Source organism: Streptococcus infantis (genome assembly GCF_047460875.1).
GTDB lineage: Bacteria > Bacillota > Bacilli > Lactobacillales > Streptococcaceae > Streptococcus > Streptococcus infantis_AA.
Genome location: NZ_JASHFI010000002.1, coordinates 265,438 through 283,972 on the forward strand (window position 1 = coordinate 265,438; position 18,535 = coordinate 283,972).

The window sequence follows — 18,535 nt, forward strand, 5'->3', positions numbered from 1 at the left end:
TAGTTCAGAGGAAGATTCCCTTTTTACTGCTTACGAATCTTTTTAATACTCTGATGAATAAGATAGCCAACAACCATCCCAACAAAATTCTGTAGCAGATTGTGAGGGACATCTAACAAGGCTTGCCCCCAACCTTTCATCCAAGCAGTCGCACATGCATATCCAGCTACCATGATGATAGTCGCCAAAACTAATCCAAGCCCCTGCCATTTTTCTTTAAAACCTGCAAAATATCCCTGCAGACCATGGAAAAGCAAGCTGAAGACCATCCAGTGAGGGTAACCTGAAATTAGGTCAATGAGAAATCCTCCTAATCCTCCAACAATAGCTCCTTCTCGTTTTCCATAATAAAAAGCAGTGAAAAAGATACCAGCATCTAAAAGAGTTAAGATTCCTGTTTGAGTTGGGATTTTTACAATATAACCTAAAACTACTGATAGAGCAGTTAGTATAGATAATAGGGCGATTTTACTTGTTTTGGTTTGCTTCATATTGTCTGACTCCATATTGATCTGCTTGTGCGATAGCACGGTAAACAAAGGCTTTAGAACTCTCAACTGCTGGTAAGAGCTCCTCTCCTTGTACTAATTGACTGGCAATGCTCGATGCAAAGGTACAACCTGCACCAGCATTTTGACCTTCTAAGACTGGATTTTCTAAAATGGTAAAGTCATGACCATCATAAAAAACATCCACAGCCTTATCCTGTCTAAGGCGATTCCCACCCTTGATAATGACTGCTGGCGCTCCTAAGTCATGCAATTTTTGAGCTGCAGTTTTCATATCATCCAAGGTTTTAATCTTTTGATCTGCTAGTAATTCTGCCTCAGGTAGATTGGGTGTAATCACAGTCACATAAGGGAAAGAGCGAATCAACTCTTGACAGAGTTCGCTGACTGCAACGTCGTGCGTTTCCTTACAAACGAGAACTGGATCCAATACCACTGGAACTCCTGTGCGTTCCTTGATAAAGTTAAGAGCTTTCTCAGCAACACCGACCGTCGGTAAGAGACCGATTTTAATGGCTGCAAAATCTACGCTCTTGAGACTATCCAGCTGTTGTTGGAAAATAGTCTCATCAGTCGGAAAGACCTCAAAACCATTTTCCGTCAAAGCAGTTAAACAAGTCATAGCTACAAAACCATGCAAACCATTTAAAGTATAGGTTGCAAGGTCAGCTGCCAATCCACCACCACTAAAAATATCATTTCCTGAAAGTGCTAAAATACGATTATTCTTCATAACGAATCTCCTTTAAATACAATCCATTGGGTGCTGCAGTTGGGCCTGCCAACTGTCTGTCTTTTTTCTCCAAGATGAGGTCAATCTGTTCAACTGGCATACGGTTGTTGCCAATTTTCAGCAAGGTTCCAACCATATTTCGAATCTGCTTATAGAGGAAGCCATTGCCTGAGAAAGTAAAGGTCAAAAATTGACCGGTCTCGTCAACACTGAGACTGGCTTCCGTGATCGTTCTTACCTTGTCCTCCACACTAGTTCCGGCAGCAGTAAAACCGGTGAAATCATGGGTTCCTTCTAATTTCTTCACAGCCTTTTGCATGCGTTCCACATCTAGTGGATAGGGATAGTGGGTGGCATAATGACGTCTCATAGGATTTTTAGGACGCCCCCTGTCCACAATAAACTCATAGGTCTTGCTATGCTTGGCATAACGGCAATGAAAATCATCAGCCACAATCTCAATCGAAATCACATCGATGTCTTCAGGACTTTGGGTATCAAGAGCAAAGCGAAGTTTTTCCTCATCCATCTGATAGGGGAGATCAAAGTGAATGACCTGCCCTAGAGCATGAACACCACTATCCGTTCGCCCTGCACCATGGATGGTAATGGCCTGCCCTTTATTTAATTTGGTTAAAGTTTTTTCAATTTCCTCTTGGACACTACGCGCGTGTGGTTGCCGTTGAAAACCAGCAAAGGCGTATCCATCATAGGAAATGATTGCTTTATATCTAGTCATGTATCTATTTTATCAAGAAAATTTCTCTGCAACAAGTTTGAAAACCAAAAATTGTACGGGTGCAGTTTTAGATATCAACTAGTCCTTACCTCAATTTTCTCATTATATATTTTCGTACAGGTACTTCAACCATTTGAACGATTTCAAATCCTTCTTTTTGGTAAAGATTTTTTGCTCTTTGATTTGCCTCGTAGACATTTAGAGAAATAGTATCTATGTCTTCATTTTCAAAGGCCAAACTAACAAATTTCCTTAAAGCCTGGCTACCTAATCCCTGCCCCTGTTTCTGAGGATTGATAAAAAATCTCCCGATATGAAGATTCCTGTCTTCTAGCCTGATTTTCTGGATAAGCCCCACAAACTCTTGTCCATCAAATATTGAAAAAATTCCTTCCAAATCTTGCAAGACTTGAATTGTCAAGGGAAAAGGAATCATTGGTCCCATCCATTGCTTCTGAAAACTTTCTCCCAAAGCATTAGAACAGCGACAAATGAGTTGGGCATTTTCTATCTGAAGTCCTTTTTCAAAGTGAATTTTCATATTTGCTCCTAAAATTTCTCCTTTATCCAACTATTATACTCTTTCTCTTATTTTTTCCGAATAAATAAGTATGATTCATCTTTACTTTTTTCTTGTTGGAGCTATTATCGCTTCCTTTCTAGGTCTTGTCATTGACCGCTTTCCTGAGCAGTCTATTGTTTTCCCTGCTAGTCACTGCGATTCCTGTCATACTCACTTACGTCCCTTGGATTTGATTCCAATTGTCTCACAGGTATTCAATCGCTTTCGTTGTCGCTACTGTAATTCAAGCTATCCCTTTTGGTATGCTCTCTTTGAGTTTGGATTGGGGCTTCTCTTTCTAGTTGAGTCTGTGGGATTTTTAACTTTGGGGCAAGTCATCTTGATAACTGCCGGCTTGACTTTGGGCATCTACGACTTTCGTCATCAGGAATATCCCTTGATCGTCTGGCTAATTTTTCACTTAATCCTCATGGTTTGCTGTGGTTGGAATCTAGTTATGATTTTCTTTCTTATCTTGGGAATTTTGGCTCACTTTATCGATATCCGCATAGGTGCAGGTGATTTTCTCTTTCTGGCCTCTTGTGCACTTATTTTTAGCCTAACTGAAATGCTGATTTTAATTCAATTTGCCTCCACGACCGGTATCCTAGCCTTTCTCCTACTAAAGAAAAAGGAAAGACTTCCTTTTGTGCCCTTCCTCTTGCTTGCTGCTTGTATGATTATTTTTGGTAAGCTACTGCTTGTCTGATAAAGTCAGCGATTTCTGCTACTTGTCCTTCATGTAGAGCCTTAACAATCTTGGAACCGACGATAACGCCGTCTGATACAGCATTGAAGCGTTCGACATCAGCCTGTGTGGATACACCAAAACCTGTCAAGACTGGGATATCGGCCACTTGATGCAATTGAGCCAAGTGCTTGTCCAAGTCATCTCGGTAATTACCTGCTTTCCCTGTCACTCCGTTAATGGCAACAGCATAAACAAAACCCTCAGCTCCCTCAATGAGTTCCTTTTGACGCTCCATTCCTGTCGTCAAGCTGACAAGTGGAATCAAAGCAATGTCTGTACCTGCCAAGAAGGGCTCTACAAAATTAGCATGTTCATGAGGTAGGTCTGGAATAATCAAACCTTTAACCGCTGTATCATCAAGATCTCTGACAAATTTCTCAATACCGTACTGAAAGAGGGGGTTAAAGTAGGTCATGAGGACAAGTGGAACTTCTGTTTCAATAGTCTTCAAAGTTTCAACCAGAGCCTGGGTAGAGGTTCCGCGAGCTAGACTGCGCAAGCCTGCTTCTTCGATAACTGGACCATCTGCAACTGGGTCTGAGAAAGGAACTCCCACTTCAATAGCAGACACACCCAAATCTTCTAAAAAGTGAATTGTTTCACCGAGACCTTCCAACCCTTTTTCGTGGTCTCCAGCCATGATATAGGGAACAAAAATTCCCTTTCCTGCTGCTTTAATTGCATTCAATTTTTCTGTTAGTGTCTTAGACATGAGCTTCTCCCTTCTTTGCTGCATCTGCTTCCAAGCGGTCCTTGACTTGAACTACATCCTTGTCCCCACGACCTGATAGACAGACAATCATTGACTTGTCTGGACCAAGTTCTTTGGCTAATTTCACCGCAAAGGCGATAGCGTGACTAGATTCCAAAGCTGGGATAATCCCTTCCACACGAGACAAGAGTTGGAATCCTTCCAAGGCTTCCTCGTCTGTCACTGGTACATAGGTCGCACGCTTGATATCGTGGTAATGAGAATGTTCTGGACCGATACCAGGATAGTCCAAACCTGCTGAGATTGAGAAAGCTTCTAAGATTTGACCATGAGCATCTTGGAGCACATCCATGAGAGAACCGTGAAGAACACCTGGACGACCCTTGGTCAAGGTAGCTGCGTGGTGCTCTGTATCCACACCGAGCCCTGCTGCTTCAGCACCATACATAGCTACTGTCTCATCTTCCACAAATGGATGGAAGAGCCCGATGGCATTCGAACCACCACCAACACAGGCTACTAGGGCATCTGGCAGATTTTCACCTGTCAAATCACGGTACTGTTGCTTGACTTCTCGTCCGATAACACTTTGGAAGTCTCGAACAATTTCTGGGAAAGGATGGGGCCCCAAGGCTGAACCTAGGATATAGTGGGTATCATCGATATTTGCCACCCATGAACGAAGGGCTGCATTGACCGCATCCTTGAGCACGCGAGAACCATCTGTCACAGCCTCTACCTTAGCCCCTAAAAGCTCCATGCGGAAAACATTGAGGGCTTGGCGTTTGACATCTTCCTCGCCCATGTAGATAGTACATTCCATGTTAAAGAGTGCTGCAGCTGTTGCAGTTGCCACACCGTGCTGACCAGCACCTGTTTCAGCTATAATTTTCTTTTTGCCCATACGTTTAGCGAGGAGAACTTGTCCCAAGGCATTGTTAATCTTGTGGGCCCCTGTATGATTAAGGTCTTCGCGTTTAAGGTAAATCTTGGCTCCACCGATATGCTGGGTCAAGTTTTTTGCGTAGTAAAGAGGAGTTTCACGACCCACATACTGGCGCAAAAGTTGGTTTAACTCCTCTTGAAAACTTGGATCTGCCTGACTTTCACGATAAGCCTCTTCCAATTCCAATACTGCTGTCATCAATGTTTCTGGGACAAAACGTCCACCGAATTTCCCGTAAAATCCATCTTTATTTGGTTCTTGATATGCCATTCTTTACCCTCTCTATAAATCTTCTAATCTTTTCATGATCTTTTTGTCCGTCTGTTTCTACTCCGCTTGATACATCTACTGCAAAGGGAGAGAAATGCTGAATTGCTCTTGCTACATTGTCCTCATTTAGCCCACCTGCGATGAAGAAAGGCTGGGCTAGTCCTGTCGTATCCAGTCGGCCCCAGTCAAAGATTTGACCACTCCCTGCAACAGGTGCATCAAAGAGTAGATAATCTGCCTGAGAATTGGGTACATGCCCATTCCCGTCTACTTGAACAGCCTGAATACTTGCACAAGGCAAATCCTCAAACAAATCATCCGCCACCTGACCATGAACCTGCACCAAGTCCAAGCCAACCTTTTCAATCGCTTCTAGTAAGTCCGCCCGACTGGGTGAAACAAATACACCAACTTTATTCACATTTGTAGGAATGATCTTAGCCAGCTCTGCTGCTTGTTCCAAGGTCACCTGTCTTTTGCTAGGAGCAAAGACAAAACCAATGTAGTCTGCTCCAGCCGACACAGTTGTTTTTACGGCTTCTTTGGTCGATAGTCCACAAATCTTAACCTTTGTCAATCTGCAACTCCTTAATTCTCTGGGCTACATCTTCTGCCTGCATAAGGGCTGTTCCTACTAAAATTCCGTTAAAGTATGGTGCTACTTGTTTTGCATCCTCCTCTGTAAAAATAGCAGATTCAGAAATATACAAGCAATCGTCCTTGAAGTGTTTGGCCAAGTCTACACTGGTCTGTAAGTCGACTTCAAAGGTTGTCAAATTGCGATTGTTGACACCAATAATTTGAGCTCCAAGTTTATGAGCCACTTCCAGTTCAGCCAGATTATGAGTTTCCACCAAAACTTCTAGACCAAGATCTGTCGCGTAGTCGTAAAGCTCCTTCAGTCGTTTTTCAGATAAGGCCGCTACGATGAGCAAGATAACTGTCGCACCTGCATTGCGAGCACGGATGATTTGCTTTTCATCGATAATAAAATCCTTGTTCAGTGTCGGGATCTGTACCTGACTGGAAATCTCTCGCAGATAATCCAAATGACCTTTAAAGAAAACCTCATCTGTCAGAACAGAAATCATAACCGCGCCGTTAGCCTCGTAAGTCAGGGCCTGTTGTACGATATCCACATCAAGATTGATATCACCTAGACTTGGGCTTGCCTTTTTGACCTCAGCAATGATTTGCAAACGGTCTTGATGATTTTTTAAATATTCACTCAATCGATAAGTTTGACGCAAGGATTGAAGCTCCTCTCGCTCCATCTTTTCAACTTCACGCGCCTTTTGCTCTAGGATACGTGATAAAAATTCCTGACTCATCTTTGATACTCCTGTAATAGTCTGAGTTTTTCAAGGGCCTTACCACTGGCAATCACTTGACGTGCCAATTCAACTCCGTCCTTGATACTGTCTGCTTTACCATTGGCGTAGAATCCGAGACCTGCATTTAAGACTGTTGTTTCCAAGAATGGACTTGGTTCGTTATTAAGAACACTGACAAGGATGGCCGCATTCTCATGAGCATTGCCTCCACGAATGTCTTCAATAGCAATGCGTTCCATACCCAAATCCTCTGGAGTAAAGGTTGATAAAGTAATTTCACCATTTTCAAGAAGGGCAATGCTGGTAGTTCCATTCAAACCAGCTTCATCCAATCCTTCTGGACCAGCTACTACAATAGCACGTTTGCGACCCATGTTTTTCAAAACCTGAGCAGTACTTTCCAGAAGTTCAGGACGACTGATTCCTAGAAGCTGTGTTTCCAAAACCATTGGATGGATGAGAGGTCCTGTCAAATTCATGATAGTTGGAATTCCCAATTCCAAACGAGCTGGCATAATGTATTTCATGGCTGGGTGCATGTTTTTGGCAAAGAGAAAGACGATTCCTGTTTGGTCAAATACCTTACCCAATTGTGATGGTTTGAGATCAATATTGATTCCCAAAGCTTGCAAGACATCTGCTGACCCAGATTTAGAAGAAATAGAGCGATTTCCATGTTTGGCCATGTGGATTCCTCCACCTGCCAAGACAAAGGCTGCAGTTGTTGAGATGTTAAAGCTAAATGACTTATCTCCACCTGTACCGCAGTTATCCATAGCATCTTGAATATTTGTTGGAATGTGTTGAGCATGTCCTCTCATGACTTGAGCGAGGGCTGTTCTTTCTTCAGGTGTTTCTCCCTTCATCTTAAGGGCTAAAAGTAGTGAAGCGATTTGCGCTTCTGTCACTCGCCCTGTCACGATGCGTTCGATCACATCTGTCATTTCGACACTTGATAAATTTTCAAATTTTGCTAGTTTTTCAATAATCTCTTTCATCCTAGTTTCCTCACTTTACAACTTTCTCGATAAAATTCTGAATAGAAGATAGGCCATCCGGCGTTCCAATACTTTCTGGATGATACTGCAAGCCATAAATCGGCAAGGTTTTGTGTTGAATCCCCATAATAGCTTGGTCATCTGTCGAACGAGCTGTCACTTCAAACTCTTCTGGCATCTCTTCGATTAAAATACTGTGGTAACGCATGACTGGACGATTGTCCTCAATTCCTTGATAGAGAACTGACGGAGCCTCAAATCGAATCTGGCTTTGTTTACCGTGCATAACTTTAGGAGCCAAGCCCAACTTACCACCAAAGACTTCTGCAATGGCTTGGTGCCCCAAACAAATCCCTAGAATAGGTTTCTTACCTGCAAAATCACGAATCATTTCTTCCATTTTCCCAGCATCAGCTGGCCAACCTGGACCAGGGGAAAAGACCAGTCCATCTGCCTTTGTAGCTTCTTCATAAAGGTTTGGATCATCATTTCTCAAAACCTGAACTTCTGTGAAATTCCCGATATATTGAGCCAGGTTATAAGTAAATGAATCATAATTGTCAATCAATAGAATCATGGTCTTAGTTCTCCCATTCTAGTCATAGATTTAGCTTTGTTAATGGTTTCTTGGTATTCGTTCTGAGCGATGGAATCATAAACAATTCCTGCACCAGCCTGTACGTAGGCTGTTTTATTTTTAAGAATCATGGTTCTAATTGCAATGGCGAAATCCATATCTCCAGTTGCTGATAAGTAACCGATAGCTCCTGCATATACGCCTCGCTTCTCTGTTTCTAGTTCATAGATGCGTTTCATGGCCCGAATCTTTGGTGCCCCCGATACTGTTCCTGCTGGAAGTGTCGCCTTCAAGGCATCCATGGCAGTTAATTCTGGTAATAAACGTCCTTTAACCACGCTGGTCAAATGCATGACATAGCGGAAAAGTTCGACTTCCATATACTTGGTTACTTGTACACTGGCTGTTTCAGCAATTCTACCGATATCATTTCGTCCCAAGTCCACCAACATTCGATGTTCTGCTGTTTCTTTTTCATCAGAAAGTAGATCACTTGCAAGTGCTGCATCTTCCTCGTCATTGGTGCCTCTAGGTCGCGTACCTGCAATTGGATTGGTTGTCACGATGCCATTTTTGACGGAAACCAAGCTCTCTGGACTAGCACCGATAATTTGGTAATTTCCAAAGTCATAAAAGTAGAGGTAATTTGATGGATTGGTCACTCGGAGATTTCTGTAGAAGTCAAAAGGATTTCCAGTTACCTCTGCGGAGAAGCGCTGACTGAGTACACATTGGAACATATCTCCATTGCGAATCAAGTCGCGAGCTGTTTCTACCATTTCTTCAAATTTCTGAGGTGCAATATGTGGTCTAAACTGAAGTGGAGAAACGTCCAAATCTTCAAATTCATTTGGAGCAGGGATTTTCAACTCTTCTAAAACCTGATCTAAAGCCACTTCTAGTTCTTCATTACTACGTTCACTATAGAGAGCATCCTCTATGATATGAATTTTTTCTTTCTTATGGTCAAAAACTATATAACTCTCATAGACGAAGAAATGCATATCTGGCGTCCCAATCGTATCCTCAGGGAGCTGGCCAATTTCTTCATAGAGAGAAATCATATCGTAGCCAACAAAGCCAATAGCTCCACCACCAAAAGGTAGGTCTGAATGGTGCTGACTCTTATGAGTCACCTCATAAAGGAAATCCAAAGGATCACGATCAATCACCTGACCATTCTGATAAAGGACTCCATTTTCGAACTTAATTTCAAAAACTGGGTTATAGGCTAAGATAGAAAATCGAGCATTTTCCTTTTCTCTTGGGATACTTTCAAGTATGACCTTGTGTTGTCCGTTCAAACGCATATAAGCCAAGATTGGTGATAAAACATCTCCATGAATGATTCGTTCCATTGTAATTTCCCTTTCGATTCGTATCTTTATAGAATTTTAGTTTTAATTTATCTTTTTTCTATTTCCCTTAAATAGTGCGGACGGGAGGTAAAATTATCCAGTGGATGATTTTAGAAAACCATGAAATGAAAGACCTAATTTTTGAGCTCCTCGCTCATTCATTTCTAGGCTCAGGCTAAAATAGTTCCCCGAACTATTTTACTCTCAAAAATTCCGTCCTATAGAAGCATATTTGCTTCTATAGGATACCACTATGGCGGGAAATATCTTTTAAAAGCTCACTTCGTTCGCAAATTTTTGTAACAATCTATTTCAATGATGAAAAATAATTTAAACTGAATAGCCATACCTATAATACATATATAAAAATCCCCACGCAAAATAACTTGCGTGAGGACGAAATTCGCGGTGCCACCTCAATTATAGGATTTCTCCTATCTCTCATTCCTGTCTCAGATAGCTCCTGTAACAGGTTGTGCGATAAAGGGCACTCCCTTGAGAATTATGTTTTCTTCTCTCATTTCAGATGGACCCAACCTTACAGCTTTCTCTGCTTGTTTTCAGCAACCACAAGCTCTCTGTGAGAGAAATCTCTGTATCTATTCCATCTTTTATTTTTTAGCTTCAAGGTAGTCTGCAATGGCAGCTACGTCCTTGTCTCCACGACCAGAGACATTGATGATGATAATCTCATCTTTACTTAGTTTTGGTGCGCGTTTGACTGCTTCAGCGATAGCATGTGAGCTTTCAATTGCAGGGATGATTCCTTCTGTTTTGCTTAATAAAAGCAAGGCTTGGACAGCTTCTTCGTCAGTCGCTGCAACATACTCTACACGACCAGAGTCTTTAAAGAAGGCATGTTCTGGACCAACCCCTGGATAGTCCAAACCTGCTGAGATAGAGTAAACTGGCGCGAGCTCTCCATTTTCCTTAAAGACTGCATAGGTCTTCATTCCATCAACAATACCAACACTACCCTTGGTCATAGTTGCTGCGTGTTTGTCGGTATCTAAACCATGACCAGCAGCTTCTACCCCAACCAATTTTACTTCTTCATCAGCTACATACTGTGAAAAAGCACCGATAGCATTGGAACCACCGCCCACACAGGCAATGACATAGTCTGGCAGTCGTCCTTCTTTTTCCAAGATTTGACGACGAGATTCTTCACTAATAACTTTCTGGAATTCATGAACAATCGTTGGATAAGGGTGAGGGCCTACAGCAGAACCTAAAACGTAGAAGGCTTCAAGGTCATTCATCCATGCTCCAAAGGCTGCGTCAACCGCATCTTTGAGGGTACGAGTACCAGTTTCAACTGCGTGAACAGTTGCTCCCATCATCTCCATACGGAAGACATTGAGACGTTGACGCTCCACATCTTCTGCCCCCATGTAGACATCACATGCCATACCAAATTTGGCTGCAGCAGCCGCAGTCGCAACACCGTGCTGGCCAGCTCCTGTCTCAGCAATGACACGCTTTTTACCCATGCGTTTTGCTAGAAGGATTTGACCTAAAACATTATTAAGTTTGTGAGATCCAAGGTGGTTAAGGTCTTCGCGCTTGAGATAAATCTTAGCTCCACCTAGGTGCTCTGTCAAGCTTTCAGCAAAATAGAGCGGTGTTTCGCGACCTGAATAATCCTTCAAGTAATGGCGAAACTCAGCTAAAAACTCTGGATCATCCTTGTATTTTTCAAAAGTCATTTCCAATTCATCTAGCAAAACCTGAATTGGTTCTGGTACAAAACTACCACCAAATTGTCCGAAATATCCTTTAGTTGTCATAAAATTTTCCTCCTTCTGTATGCATCCGACTTTTTGTTTGCTTTTGGTAGTGAAATGGTCTGGGGGACCATTTCAGCCTTTACTAAAAGAACAAGTGAAACTTGAATATTACTCTCAGTTAACTCCCTAATAAAAGACAAACAAAATGACGGATAGAAAAAGCCCACACACGGAATATACTTCCATGTGAGGGCGTTTGTAACGCGGTACCACCTCATTTGTAAAGAGACTATCCCCTTTACATCTCTGCCTTGTCTAACAACAAGTTGCACTGTAAGGTGTGCCTACCGAATTTTCATTGTTTCAAATTCATTTTTTCAAATCAGCCCAATTTCACTATTTTCAACCACCTGTTCGCAGCAACCACAGGCTCCCTGAAGATCTAAAATAATTACTTTTCTGATTTGTTGAGTTAATTATATGTTATTGCTTTTTCTTTGTCAACCGTTTTCATTCATTTTTTACTAATTTTTTTATTAGTTTTTTGAAGAAGCAAGAACTTCTTCAGAAACTCTGACAAAAGTCTCAATGATATAGTCTACTTCTTCATCTGTTAATTTCGTGTGAAGTGGCAGTGTAATTTCGTTTACAAAGAAGGCATAAGCCTTTGGATAATCTGCCATATCGAAACCAAGATTCTTATAGGCTGTCAAAAGCGGAAGCGGTTTGTAGTGAACGTTACTTGCGATTCCTGCCTTGGCCAATTCTTGAATAATTTGATTGCGTTGTTCGAGATTTGCTCCTTCTACATGGGTGATGTAAAGGTGACGACAAGATTCAACAACATCTGTCTTATGAGCCAATGGGTGAATCCGAGTTCCTGCAAATCCACGGTCATAGCGATCCACGATATCCTTACGACGTTGTAGTAAGCCAGGATAACGATCTAGCTGAACTAGACCAAGTGAAGCCATGATATCTGTCATATTGCACTTGTAGGCAGGAGTTACGATATCGTATTCCCATGAGCCTAGTTGCATCTTGGCAAGAGCATCTTTTGTTTGACCATGAAGGGAAAGGATTTGGAATTCCTTGTACATTTCTTCATCGTCAATCGCTGGATTGGCTTTCCAAGTCGCACTTCCCCCCTCAGCAGTTGTAAAGTTCTTAACTGCGTGGAAAGAGAATGATGTAAAGTCAGCGATTGAACCAGCTGCTTGTCCCTTGTAGGTTGAACCCAAAGCGTGAGCACTATCAGATACAATCACAATACGGTTAAAGGCTTTTTGCCACTTAGTTGAAGCAACAAACAAGTCACGTTTCTTTTCCACAACTTGGAACAAACGGTCATAGTCACAGATAATCCCTGCAAGTTCAACTGGGATGATGACTTTAGTCTTCTCAGTGATAGCTTGCTCAAGCTTGTCATAGTCCATTTCAAAGGTATCTTCTTGGATATCAACCATCACTGGTGTCGCACCTACGTGAGTGATGACGCTACATGATGCTGTATAGGTCATAGCTGGAACGATGACCTCATCGCCAGGCCCTACTTCAAGCACGCGCAAGATCAATTCAAGAGCTGCTGTTGCAGAATTGAGGCAGACTGTCTTAGGCGTTTGAGTATAGACGGACAGACGACGCTCTAATTCTTTTGTCTTCGGACCTGTTGTGATCCAACCAGAACGAAGGGTATCAGCTACTTCAGCAATTTCAGCTTCGGTAATATCGGGTGGTGAAAATGGAATATTATACTTTGTCATTGATTTACTCCTTTTACTGTATTCACTCTTGTGACTACTTTATTTTAAAACTTCAACTACAGTCTGGAACATGATCTTGATATCTCCGAAGAAATTAAAATCACGTAGATAGGCTAGATTATAGCGCATCTTTTCTGGAAGGACTCTTTCGACATAAGCCTGGTCAACCGTCATACCTTTTGCAGTCATTTGACTGATGATGGCATCCTCATCCTTATAGTTAATGCTGGCAAGGGAAGTAATCCCCGCAGGTAAGAGCAAGGTAGCCATCATTTCAGGGCTATACTGCTCTGTGTAGCGTGGTACTTCTGGGCGTGTTCCTACAAAAGACATCTCCCCTTTGAGGACATTGACCAATTGCGGCAATTCATCCAAACGAACACGTCGAATGAAATTTCCAACTTTAGTGATACGACTGTCATTTGCAGAAGTTACTAGACTTCCTTTTTTATCAGCATCCGTCACCATGGTCCGGAATTTCCAAATCTTGAAATGACGGTTGTACTGGGTTACCCGCACTTGCTTGTAAATGACTGGACCCTTGCTATCTAGCTTGATCCAGATGCTTAGAATCAGAAATAAGGGAGAGGTCAAGATTAACAAGACTACGGCTAGAAACAAATCTAGACAACGCTTGAAAATCAATGAGCCTTTTCTTCTAGACACAAGCTGGTAGTATGGTTTTACCTCGCTCAATTGCATTTCTTGAGGTAGCTCCTCCCATTTCAGCATGCACATTCTCCTCTGTTTTTTATATATAATCTTTATTAACATTCTACATTATACCACAAAATGAAAGAGGCAGTGCAAGAAATCTATGTTTTAAAGGAATTCTTCCTTAGGAAAGAGCCCCTGCCTGCAAACTATACATCTTGTGATAGGTTCCACCCAATGCTAGGAGTTCCTCGTGGGTTCCACTTTCGATGATACGTCCCTTATCAAGAACATAGATACAATTAGCATCTTGAATGGTAGAAAGGCGATGGGCGATGGCAATGGTTGTCCGACCTTGTCTCATCTTAGCTAGGGAATTTTGGACCAGAGCTTCTGTTTCAGAGTCGATATTGGCTGTCGCTTCATCCAAAATCAGGATTTTAGGTTGACTGGCAACAGTTCTAGCAAAGGCAAGAAGCTGACGTTGACCAGTTGAAAAACTCGAACCACGCTCAGATACAGGGGCATCATAACCTAAAGGAAGATCCTGAATGAAGGAATCTGCATCGACAAATTCTGCTGCAGCCTTGACTTGGTCATCGCTGATATCTTGGTACATGGCGATATTGGACTTAATGGTCCCATGATAGAGAAAGGGGTCCTGTAGAACCAAACCGATGTTTTTTCTCAGCTCATCCTGACTATACTTACGAATATCCACACCATCTAGGAGAACCCGACCTGACTGGAATTCATAAAAGCGCATCAGAACATTGATGATAGAAGATTTTCCCGATCCTGTATGTCCAACAAAGGCAATGGTTTCACTTTTATTGACGGTAAAGGAAATATCATCGAGAATTTGATGTTTTCCATCATAGGAGAAGGACACATGTTCAAAGCGGATATTTCCTTCTTGAATCTCAGCCTGGCTATTTTCTTGGACCGGTTCATAGATGGACTCATCGATCAGTGCAAAGACACGACCTGCTGACACCATGGATGTCTGAAGAGTAGAAAAGTTTTGCGTTACCTCGATGAGCGGATCAAAGAGACGGTTGATGTACTGGATAAAGGCGTACATAGTTCCTGCCGTTATTCCTAGATAAAGGCCGCGATAGCCAAAGTAAGCCATCAAAACCGCATATCCTAACAGCTTCAACAAACTCATAGCTGGACGTAAAAAGAGAGAATCCAAGGCTACTGAACGGTTAGCGTAGACTAGGTGTTCCTGGTTTATCTCATCAAACTCTTCTTGCAGGCGTGTTTCTTGGTTAAAGGCTTGAATAATACGAATTCCTTCGATATTTTCTGCCAGCTTACTGTTAATATCTGACAGTAGACTTCTGGTTTTTTCAATGACCTTGACCGATTTTTTACGGTAGAGATTGACCAAAAGGAAAATCAAAGGTAGAAATAGCAAGACTAAAGCTGTCAGACGATAGTCCAGAACTAACATGGTATAAAGGGTCGTCACGAATATAAAGACTGCCGAAATAAAGCTAGATAAGATTCCCGAAAACATATCACTGATAGTCTCAGTATCATTAGTCAAGCGAGAAACGATGGAACCTGCAGGCGTTTTATCAAAATAAGACATGCCTAGCTTCTCCATATTGGCAAAGGCATCACGTCGGATATCTCTAACAATGCTGTAGGACACGCGCGCAAAAAGGAGATTCCCCACATATTGGACAATAGTTTGAAGAATGTAGAGACCATAGTAAACTAGCAAAACTGTAACAGCAAGCTGATTGAGATTGTTTAGATACTGGTCGATAAAGTGAGAAGCGACCAAGGGGATAATACTCTTAACAACAGTCGTCGCGAGGAGAAAAGTAAGGGCTAAAAAGGTGAGGAGACTATAGGGCTTAAGATAAGACAACAAACGCTTCAATACAGACCATTGTTCTTGTTTATTCCGCATCTTCTTCTCCTTTCATTTCTAACTGTTGAGACTGGTAGGTTTGGGCATACCAACCATCCAAGGCTAGTAAGTCTTCGTGTGTCCCTCGCTCAATGATACGACCATCCTGCATGACCAAAATCAAATCCGCATGAACAACTGCACTGAGACGATGGGCAGTGATAATGGTCGTTTTATCTCTGCGAGTTTCCTTGAGATTATCGATAATAGCGAACTCTGTCTTGGCATCCACAGCTGATAAGGAATCATCTAAAATCAGGATATCAGGATTTAAAATCATAGCCCGACTCATGGCCAGACGTTGCTTTTGTCCACCAGATAGACTGACACCTTTTTCACCAATAACCGTTTCAAATCCCTGGGGCATGGCTTGAATATCTTGATAGACTTGAGCCAACTTGGTTGCTTCTTCTACTTCTGAGAAAGGCAGATCAGGATTCCCAAAACGAATATTATCTAGGATAGAGCTAGCAAAGAGAAATTGATCCTGTGGGACATATCCCATCAAACTACGCAAGTCAGCTAGTCGATAGTCACGAATATCATGTCCGTTCAGATAAATAGCTCCTTGGTCAACATCATACTCACGTAGGAGCAACTTAATCAAAGCAGTTTTTCCTGAACCAGTCTGCCCAACCAAACCCAGTGTTTGCCCTTTTTCGAGACTAAAATGAATATCTTTCAGTGTCTCTTCGTCTTCAAAGGCAAAACTATCAATAGCATAGTCTAAACGCCCATTTTCAATCCCATTAAGTGGAGATTCTGGGTCGTTCACAGGTGATTCTTGAGACAAGAGGCTCTCAATACGCTGGTATGAGACTTTTCCTCTCTGAGTAATATTAAAGAGAAAACCAATTGCCATCAAGGGCCAGACCAGCATATCCAAGTAAGAGATAAAGGTGACCAGATTCCCAACAGTCACCTGCCCCGCTTGTACCATAAAGGCACCGACTAAGAGAGTTAAGGCATAAGAAGAACCTACAAATAGCAGAACCATGGGGTCAAAGAGGCTATCATATTTCATGGTTTGCAGATTCTTTTGGAAGGTCAAATCATTGACTTCCTGGAAAGATGCCAATTCATCAGACTGATAGCCAAAGGACTTGGTTACCTTGATACCTGATACAGACTCTTGAACCTTATTGTTGAGTTCAGAAAAGGCTGCTTGCGATTCGCCAAAAGCTTTGTGGGTCTTTCTCCCCAGACGACTAGTCCCATAGGCCATAAATGGCAAGGGAAGAATGGCAACCAAGGTCATCTGCCACGAGATGCTAAAGAGCATGGTTAGTAAAGTCACCAAGGCTGTGATAGAAGCATCTACCGCAGACATGACACCCCCACCTGCTAGACGAGTCAGAGCATTGATATCATTAGTTGCGTGGGCCATCAGATCCCCTGTTCGATAATTCTGATAAAATGCAGGCGACATTTTTGTAAAGTGTTCAAATAGTCTTGAACGCATGATTTGCCCAAGTCGGTAGGAGGTTCCTAGGATATACATGCGCCAAACGTAACGCAGATAGTACATCCCGAAAGCTGCCAATAGGAGATAAAAGAGATGAAGCAGGAGCTCATCTTGTGTTAATCGTCCCAAAGTGATGGCATCGATCACGCGCCCCATAACCATAGGTGGGATGAGGTTGAGTACAGAAACCAAAACCAAAGCTACGATTCCAACTAGATAACGGCGTTTTTCTAACTTGAAAAACCACCAGAGTTTTTGAATGATGGACATAGTATTCCTTTCTAATAACAAATGGAAACCTGAGGCATGAACCCCAGGTTTTTCTTATTCATAAGTGACAATACTTAGTTGACCCTTGTCATACTCAGTGATAAAAATATTCATAGAAGAAACATTTCATTTATTTTCAATCTTTTACATAAATCATTCTTTATTATATAGGAATGACCTTGATTTTTCAAACTATACGCTGGGGAAATACTTCTTTTTCTGGTATAATATTGTCTATAATCTGAATGAAAAGGTACACACTATGAAACTAATCTCATGGAACATTGATTCCCTCAATGCAGCATTGACGAGCGACTCTGCGCGTGCGAAATTGTCTCAAGACGTTCTCCAAACTTTGGTAGCCGAAGACGCTGATATCATCGCTATCCAAGAAACCAAGCTTTCAGCTAAAGGTCCTACTAAAAAACACCTTGAGGTACTGGAAGAACTCTTCCCAGGCTACGAAAACACCTGGCGTTCCTCTCAAGAGCCTGCCCGTAAAGGTTATGCTGGAACCATGTTCCTCTATAAGAAAGAACTCACTCCAACTATCAGCTTCCCAGAGATTGGCGCCCCTTCTACTATGGACTTGGAAGGACGCATCATTACTCTTGAATTTGATAAATTTTTCGTGACTCAAGTCTACACACCAAATGCAGGTGATGGACTCAAACGTTTGGAAGAACGTCAAGTCTGGGACGTCAAATATGCGGAATACTTGGCTGAGTTAGACAAGAAAAAACCAGTTCTTGCTACAGGTGACTACAACGTTGCCCACAAGGAAATTGACCTTGCCAACCCAGCAAGCAACCGTCGTTCACCAGGTTTCACAGACGAAGAACGTGAAGGATTTACAAACCTTTTAGCCAAAGGATTCACAGATACCTTCCGCCATATCCATGGCGATGTTCCAGAACGCTACACTTGGTGGGCACAACGCAGCAAGACTTCAAAAATCAACAACACAGGCTGGAGAATCGACTACTGGCTCACAAGTAACCGTGTAGCAGACAAAGTTACCAAGTCAGACATGATTGACTCAGGCGCACGCCAAGACCATACACCGATTGTCTTGGAGATTGAATTGTAAGGAGTTTCTATATGAACTACAATGCAGTTATTCCCGAGTTTATAGTCTCAAATTTAGAACAGTCTCGTTCCTTCTACTGCGATTTACTGGGTTTTACGATCGAATACGAGCGATAAGAAGAAAACTTCCTCTTCTTATCGCTTGAAG

The 18,535-nt window shown here is 42.1% G+C and carries 19 protein-coding genes and 2 other annotated features; of the genes, 3 read left to right on the top strand and 16 right to left on the bottom strand.

The window, feature by feature from the left end; all coding sequences use genetic code 11:
* Nucleotides 1–23 precede the first annotated feature (23 nt).
* The 4 genes from QM887_RS03215 to QM887_RS03230 all read right to left on the bottom strand — a co-directional run bounded on the left by QM887_RS03215 (nt 24) and on the right by QM887_RS03230 (nt 2,522).
* Nucleotides 24–491 carry an ECF transporter S component gene (locus tag QM887_RS03215; protein ID WP_414270455.1) on the bottom strand — a complete coding sequence of 156 codons (468 nt, stop codon included), beginning with the start codon at nt 489–491 and terminating at the stop codon, nt 24–26.
* Complete coding sequence (locus QM887_RS03220; RefSeq protein WP_414270457.1) at nt 469–1,242, bottom strand: bifunctional hydroxymethylpyrimidine kinase/phosphomethylpyrimidine kinase; 774 nt, start codon at nt 1,240–1,242, stop codon at nt 469–471. The genes QM887_RS03215 and QM887_RS03220 overlap by 23 nt, the downstream gene beginning before the upstream one ends.
* On the bottom strand, nt 1,232–1,981 hold the full coding sequence (truA, locus tag QM887_RS03225) for a tRNA pseudouridine(38-40) synthase TruA (RefSeq protein WP_414270459.1): 750 nt from the start codon (nt 1,979–1,981) through the stop codon (nt 1,232–1,234). The genes QM887_RS03220 and truA overlap by 11 nt, the downstream gene beginning before the upstream one ends.
* Before the next feature lie 85 nt (nt 1,982–2,066).
* The gene (locus tag QM887_RS03230; protein ID WP_414270460.1) at nt 2,067–2,522 is read right to left on the bottom strand and encodes a GNAT family N-acetyltransferase; all 456 of its coding nucleotides are present in this window, start codon (nt 2,520–2,522) and stop codon (nt 2,067–2,069) included.
* A gap of 70 nt (nt 2,523–2,592) precedes the next feature.
* Between QM887_RS03230 and QM887_RS03235 the strand changes: the two genes are divergently transcribed.
* Nucleotides 2,593–3,252: a prepilin peptidase gene (locus tag QM887_RS03235; RefSeq protein WP_414270461.1), complete on the top strand. Its 660-nt coding sequence runs from the start codon at nt 2,593–2,595 to the stop codon at nt 3,250–3,252.
* Here QM887_RS03235 and trpA read toward each other — a convergent pair.
* The 12 genes from trpA to QM887_RS03295 form a co-directional block, all read right to left on the bottom strand.
* Nucleotides 3,224–4,006, bottom strand: coding sequence for a tryptophan synthase subunit alpha (trpA, locus tag QM887_RS03240; RefSeq protein WP_414270462.1), 783 nt, complete (start codon nt 4,004–4,006; stop codon nt 3,224–3,226). The two genes, QM887_RS03235 and trpA, sit on opposite strands and share 29 nt — an antisense overlap.
* On the bottom strand, nt 3,999–5,222 hold the full coding sequence (gene trpB / locus QM887_RS03245; RefSeq protein ID WP_414270463.1) for a tryptophan synthase subunit beta: 1,224 nt from the start codon (nt 5,220–5,222) through the stop codon (nt 3,999–4,001). The genes trpA and trpB (QM887_RS03245) overlap by 8 nt, the downstream gene beginning before the upstream one ends.
* The gene (locus QM887_RS03250) at nt 5,200–5,799 is read right to left on the bottom strand and encodes a phosphoribosylanthranilate isomerase (protein ID WP_414270464.1); all 600 of its coding nucleotides are present in this window, start codon (nt 5,797–5,799) and stop codon (nt 5,200–5,202) included. The genes trpB (QM887_RS03245) and QM887_RS03250 overlap by 23 nt, the downstream gene beginning before the upstream one ends.
* On the bottom strand, nt 5,786–6,553 hold the full coding sequence (gene trpC / locus QM887_RS03255) for an indole-3-glycerol phosphate synthase TrpC (RefSeq protein WP_414270465.1): 768 nt from the start codon (nt 6,551–6,553) through the stop codon (nt 5,786–5,788). Before trpC ends, QM887_RS03250 begins: the two co-directional genes overlap by 14 nt.
* A complete protein-coding gene (gene trpD / locus QM887_RS03260) occupies nt 6,550–7,554 on the bottom strand; it encodes an anthranilate phosphoribosyltransferase (protein ID WP_414270466.1) in 1,005 nt (334 codons plus the stop codon). The genes trpC and trpD overlap by 4 nt, the downstream gene beginning before the upstream one ends.
* Nucleotides 7,555–7,564: 10 nt before the next feature.
* On the bottom strand, nt 7,565–8,131 hold the full coding sequence (locus QM887_RS03265) for an aminodeoxychorismate/anthranilate synthase component II (RefSeq protein ID WP_414270467.1): 567 nt from the start codon (nt 8,129–8,131) through the stop codon (nt 7,565–7,567).
* Nucleotides 8,128–9,489: an anthranilate synthase component I gene (gene trpE, locus QM887_RS03270; protein WP_414270468.1), complete on the bottom strand. Its 1,362-nt coding sequence runs from the start codon at nt 9,487–9,489 to the stop codon at nt 8,128–8,130. Before trpE ends, QM887_RS03265 begins: the two co-directional genes overlap by 4 nt.
* A gap of 389 nt (nt 9,490–9,878) precedes the next feature.
* Nucleotides 9,879–10,110 (bottom strand) — a binding site (T-box leader).
* Complete coding sequence (gene trpB, locus QM887_RS03275) at nt 10,101–11,279, bottom strand: tryptophan synthase subunit beta (protein ID WP_414270470.1); 1,179 nt, start codon at nt 11,277–11,279, stop codon at nt 10,101–10,103. (Overlaps the previous feature by 10 nt.)
* A 185-nt stretch (nt 11,280–11,464) precedes the next feature.
* Nucleotides 11,465–11,696: a binding site (T-box leader), on the bottom strand.
* Nucleotides 11,697–11,755: 59 nt separating this feature from the next.
* Nucleotides 11,756–12,982 carry a DegT/DnrJ/EryC1/StrS family aminotransferase gene (locus QM887_RS03280; protein WP_414270471.1) on the bottom strand — a complete coding sequence of 409 codons (1,227 nt, stop codon included), beginning with the start codon at nt 12,980–12,982 and terminating at the stop codon, nt 11,756–11,758.
* 39 nt (nt 12,983–13,021) lie between these two features.
* Entirely contained in the window at nt 13,022–13,714 is a 693-nt protein-coding gene (locus QM887_RS03285) for a sugar transferase (protein ID WP_414270472.1), read from the bottom strand.
* 106 nt (nt 13,715–13,820) lie between these two features.
* Nucleotides 13,821–15,563 carry an ABC transporter ATP-binding protein gene (locus tag QM887_RS03290; protein ID WP_414270474.1) on the bottom strand — a complete coding sequence of 581 codons (1,743 nt, stop codon included), beginning with the start codon at nt 15,561–15,563 and terminating at the stop codon, nt 13,821–13,823.
* On the bottom strand, nt 15,553–17,298 hold the full coding sequence (locus QM887_RS03295) for an ABC transporter ATP-binding protein (RefSeq protein WP_414270476.1): 1,746 nt from the start codon (nt 17,296–17,298) through the stop codon (nt 15,553–15,555). Before QM887_RS03295 ends, QM887_RS03290 begins: the two co-directional genes overlap by 11 nt.
* 262 nt (nt 17,299–17,560) lie before the next feature.
* On the opposite strand from QM887_RS03295, the gene QM887_RS03300 reads away from it, so the two are divergent.
* Nucleotides 17,561–18,388 (top strand): exodeoxyribonuclease III, encoded by an 828-nt coding sequence (locus tag QM887_RS03300; RefSeq protein WP_414270478.1) that lies wholly within the window; start codon nt 17,561–17,563, stop codon nt 18,386–18,388.
* Between the two features lie 11 nt (nt 18,389–18,399).
* Nucleotides 18,400–18,504: a VOC family protein gene (locus QM887_RS03305; RefSeq protein WP_414270480.1), complete on the top strand. Its 105-nt coding sequence runs from the start codon at nt 18,400–18,402 to the stop codon at nt 18,502–18,504.
* Nucleotides 18,505–18,535: the final 31 nt, after the last annotated feature.

Excerpts from the sequence above, each read along its gene's own strand:
- QM887_RS03305 (WP_414270480.1), top strand. The coding sequence starts at position 18,400 with ATGAACTACAATGCAGTTATTCCCGAGTTTATAGTCTCAAATTTAGAA.
- QM887_RS03220 (WP_414270457.1), bottom strand. The coding sequence starts at position 1,242 with ATGAAGAATAATCGTATTTTAGCACTTTCAGGAAATGATATTTTTAGT.
- trpE (WP_414270468.1), bottom strand. The coding sequence starts at position 9,489 with ATGGAACGAATCATTCATGGAGATGTTTTATCACCAATCTTGGCTTAT.
- trpB (WP_414270470.1), bottom strand. The coding sequence starts at position 11,279 with ATGACAACTAAAGGATATTTCGGACAATTTGGTGGTAGTTTTGTACCA.
- QM887_RS03230 (WP_414270460.1), bottom strand. The coding sequence starts at position 2,522 with ATGAAAATTCACTTTGAAAAAGGACTTCAGATAGAAAATGCCCAACTC.
- trpA (WP_414270462.1), bottom strand. The coding sequence starts at position 4,006 with ATGTCTAAGACACTAACAGAAAAATTGAATGCAATTAAAGCAGCAGGA.
- QM887_RS03300 (WP_414270478.1), top strand. The coding sequence starts at position 17,561 with ATGAAACTAATCTCATGGAACATTGATTCCCTCAATGCAGCATTGACG.
- QM887_RS03265 (WP_414270467.1), bottom strand. The coding sequence starts at position 8,131 with ATGATTCTATTGATTGACAATTATGATTCATTTACTTATAACCTGGCT.
- trpC (WP_414270465.1), bottom strand. The coding sequence starts at position 6,553 with ATGAGTCAGGAATTTTTATCACGTATCCTAGAGCAAAAGGCGCGTGAA.
- trpD (WP_414270466.1), bottom strand. The coding sequence starts at position 7,554 with ATGAAAGAGATTATTGAAAAACTAGCAAAATTTGAAAATTTATCAAGT.
- QM887_RS03235 (WP_414270461.1), top strand. The coding sequence starts at position 2,593 with ATGATTCATCTTTACTTTTTTCTTGTTGGAGCTATTATCGCTTCCTTT.
- trpB (WP_414270463.1), bottom strand. The coding sequence starts at position 5,222 with ATGGCATATCAAGAACCAAATAAAGATGGATTTTACGGGAAATTCGGT.
- truA (WP_414270459.1), bottom strand. The coding sequence starts at position 1,981 with ATGACTAGATATAAAGCAATCATTTCCTATGATGGATACGCCTTTGCT.
- QM887_RS03290 (WP_414270474.1), bottom strand. The coding sequence starts at position 15,563 with ATGCGGAATAAACAAGAACAATGGTCTGTATTGAAGCGTTTGTTGTCT.
- QM887_RS03215 (WP_414270455.1), bottom strand. The coding sequence starts at position 491 with ATGAAGCAAACCAAAACAAGTAAAATCGCCCTATTATCTATACTAACT.
- QM887_RS03280 (WP_414270471.1), bottom strand. The coding sequence starts at position 12,982 with ATGACAAAGTATAATATTCCATTTTCACCACCCGATATTACCGAAGCT.
- QM887_RS03285 (WP_414270472.1), bottom strand. The coding sequence starts at position 13,714 with ATGCTGAAATGGGAGGAGCTACCTCAAGAAATGCAATTGAGCGAGGTA.
- QM887_RS03295 (WP_414270476.1), bottom strand. The coding sequence starts at position 17,298 with ATGTCCATCATTCAAAAACTCTGGTGGTTTTTCAAGTTAGAAAAACGC.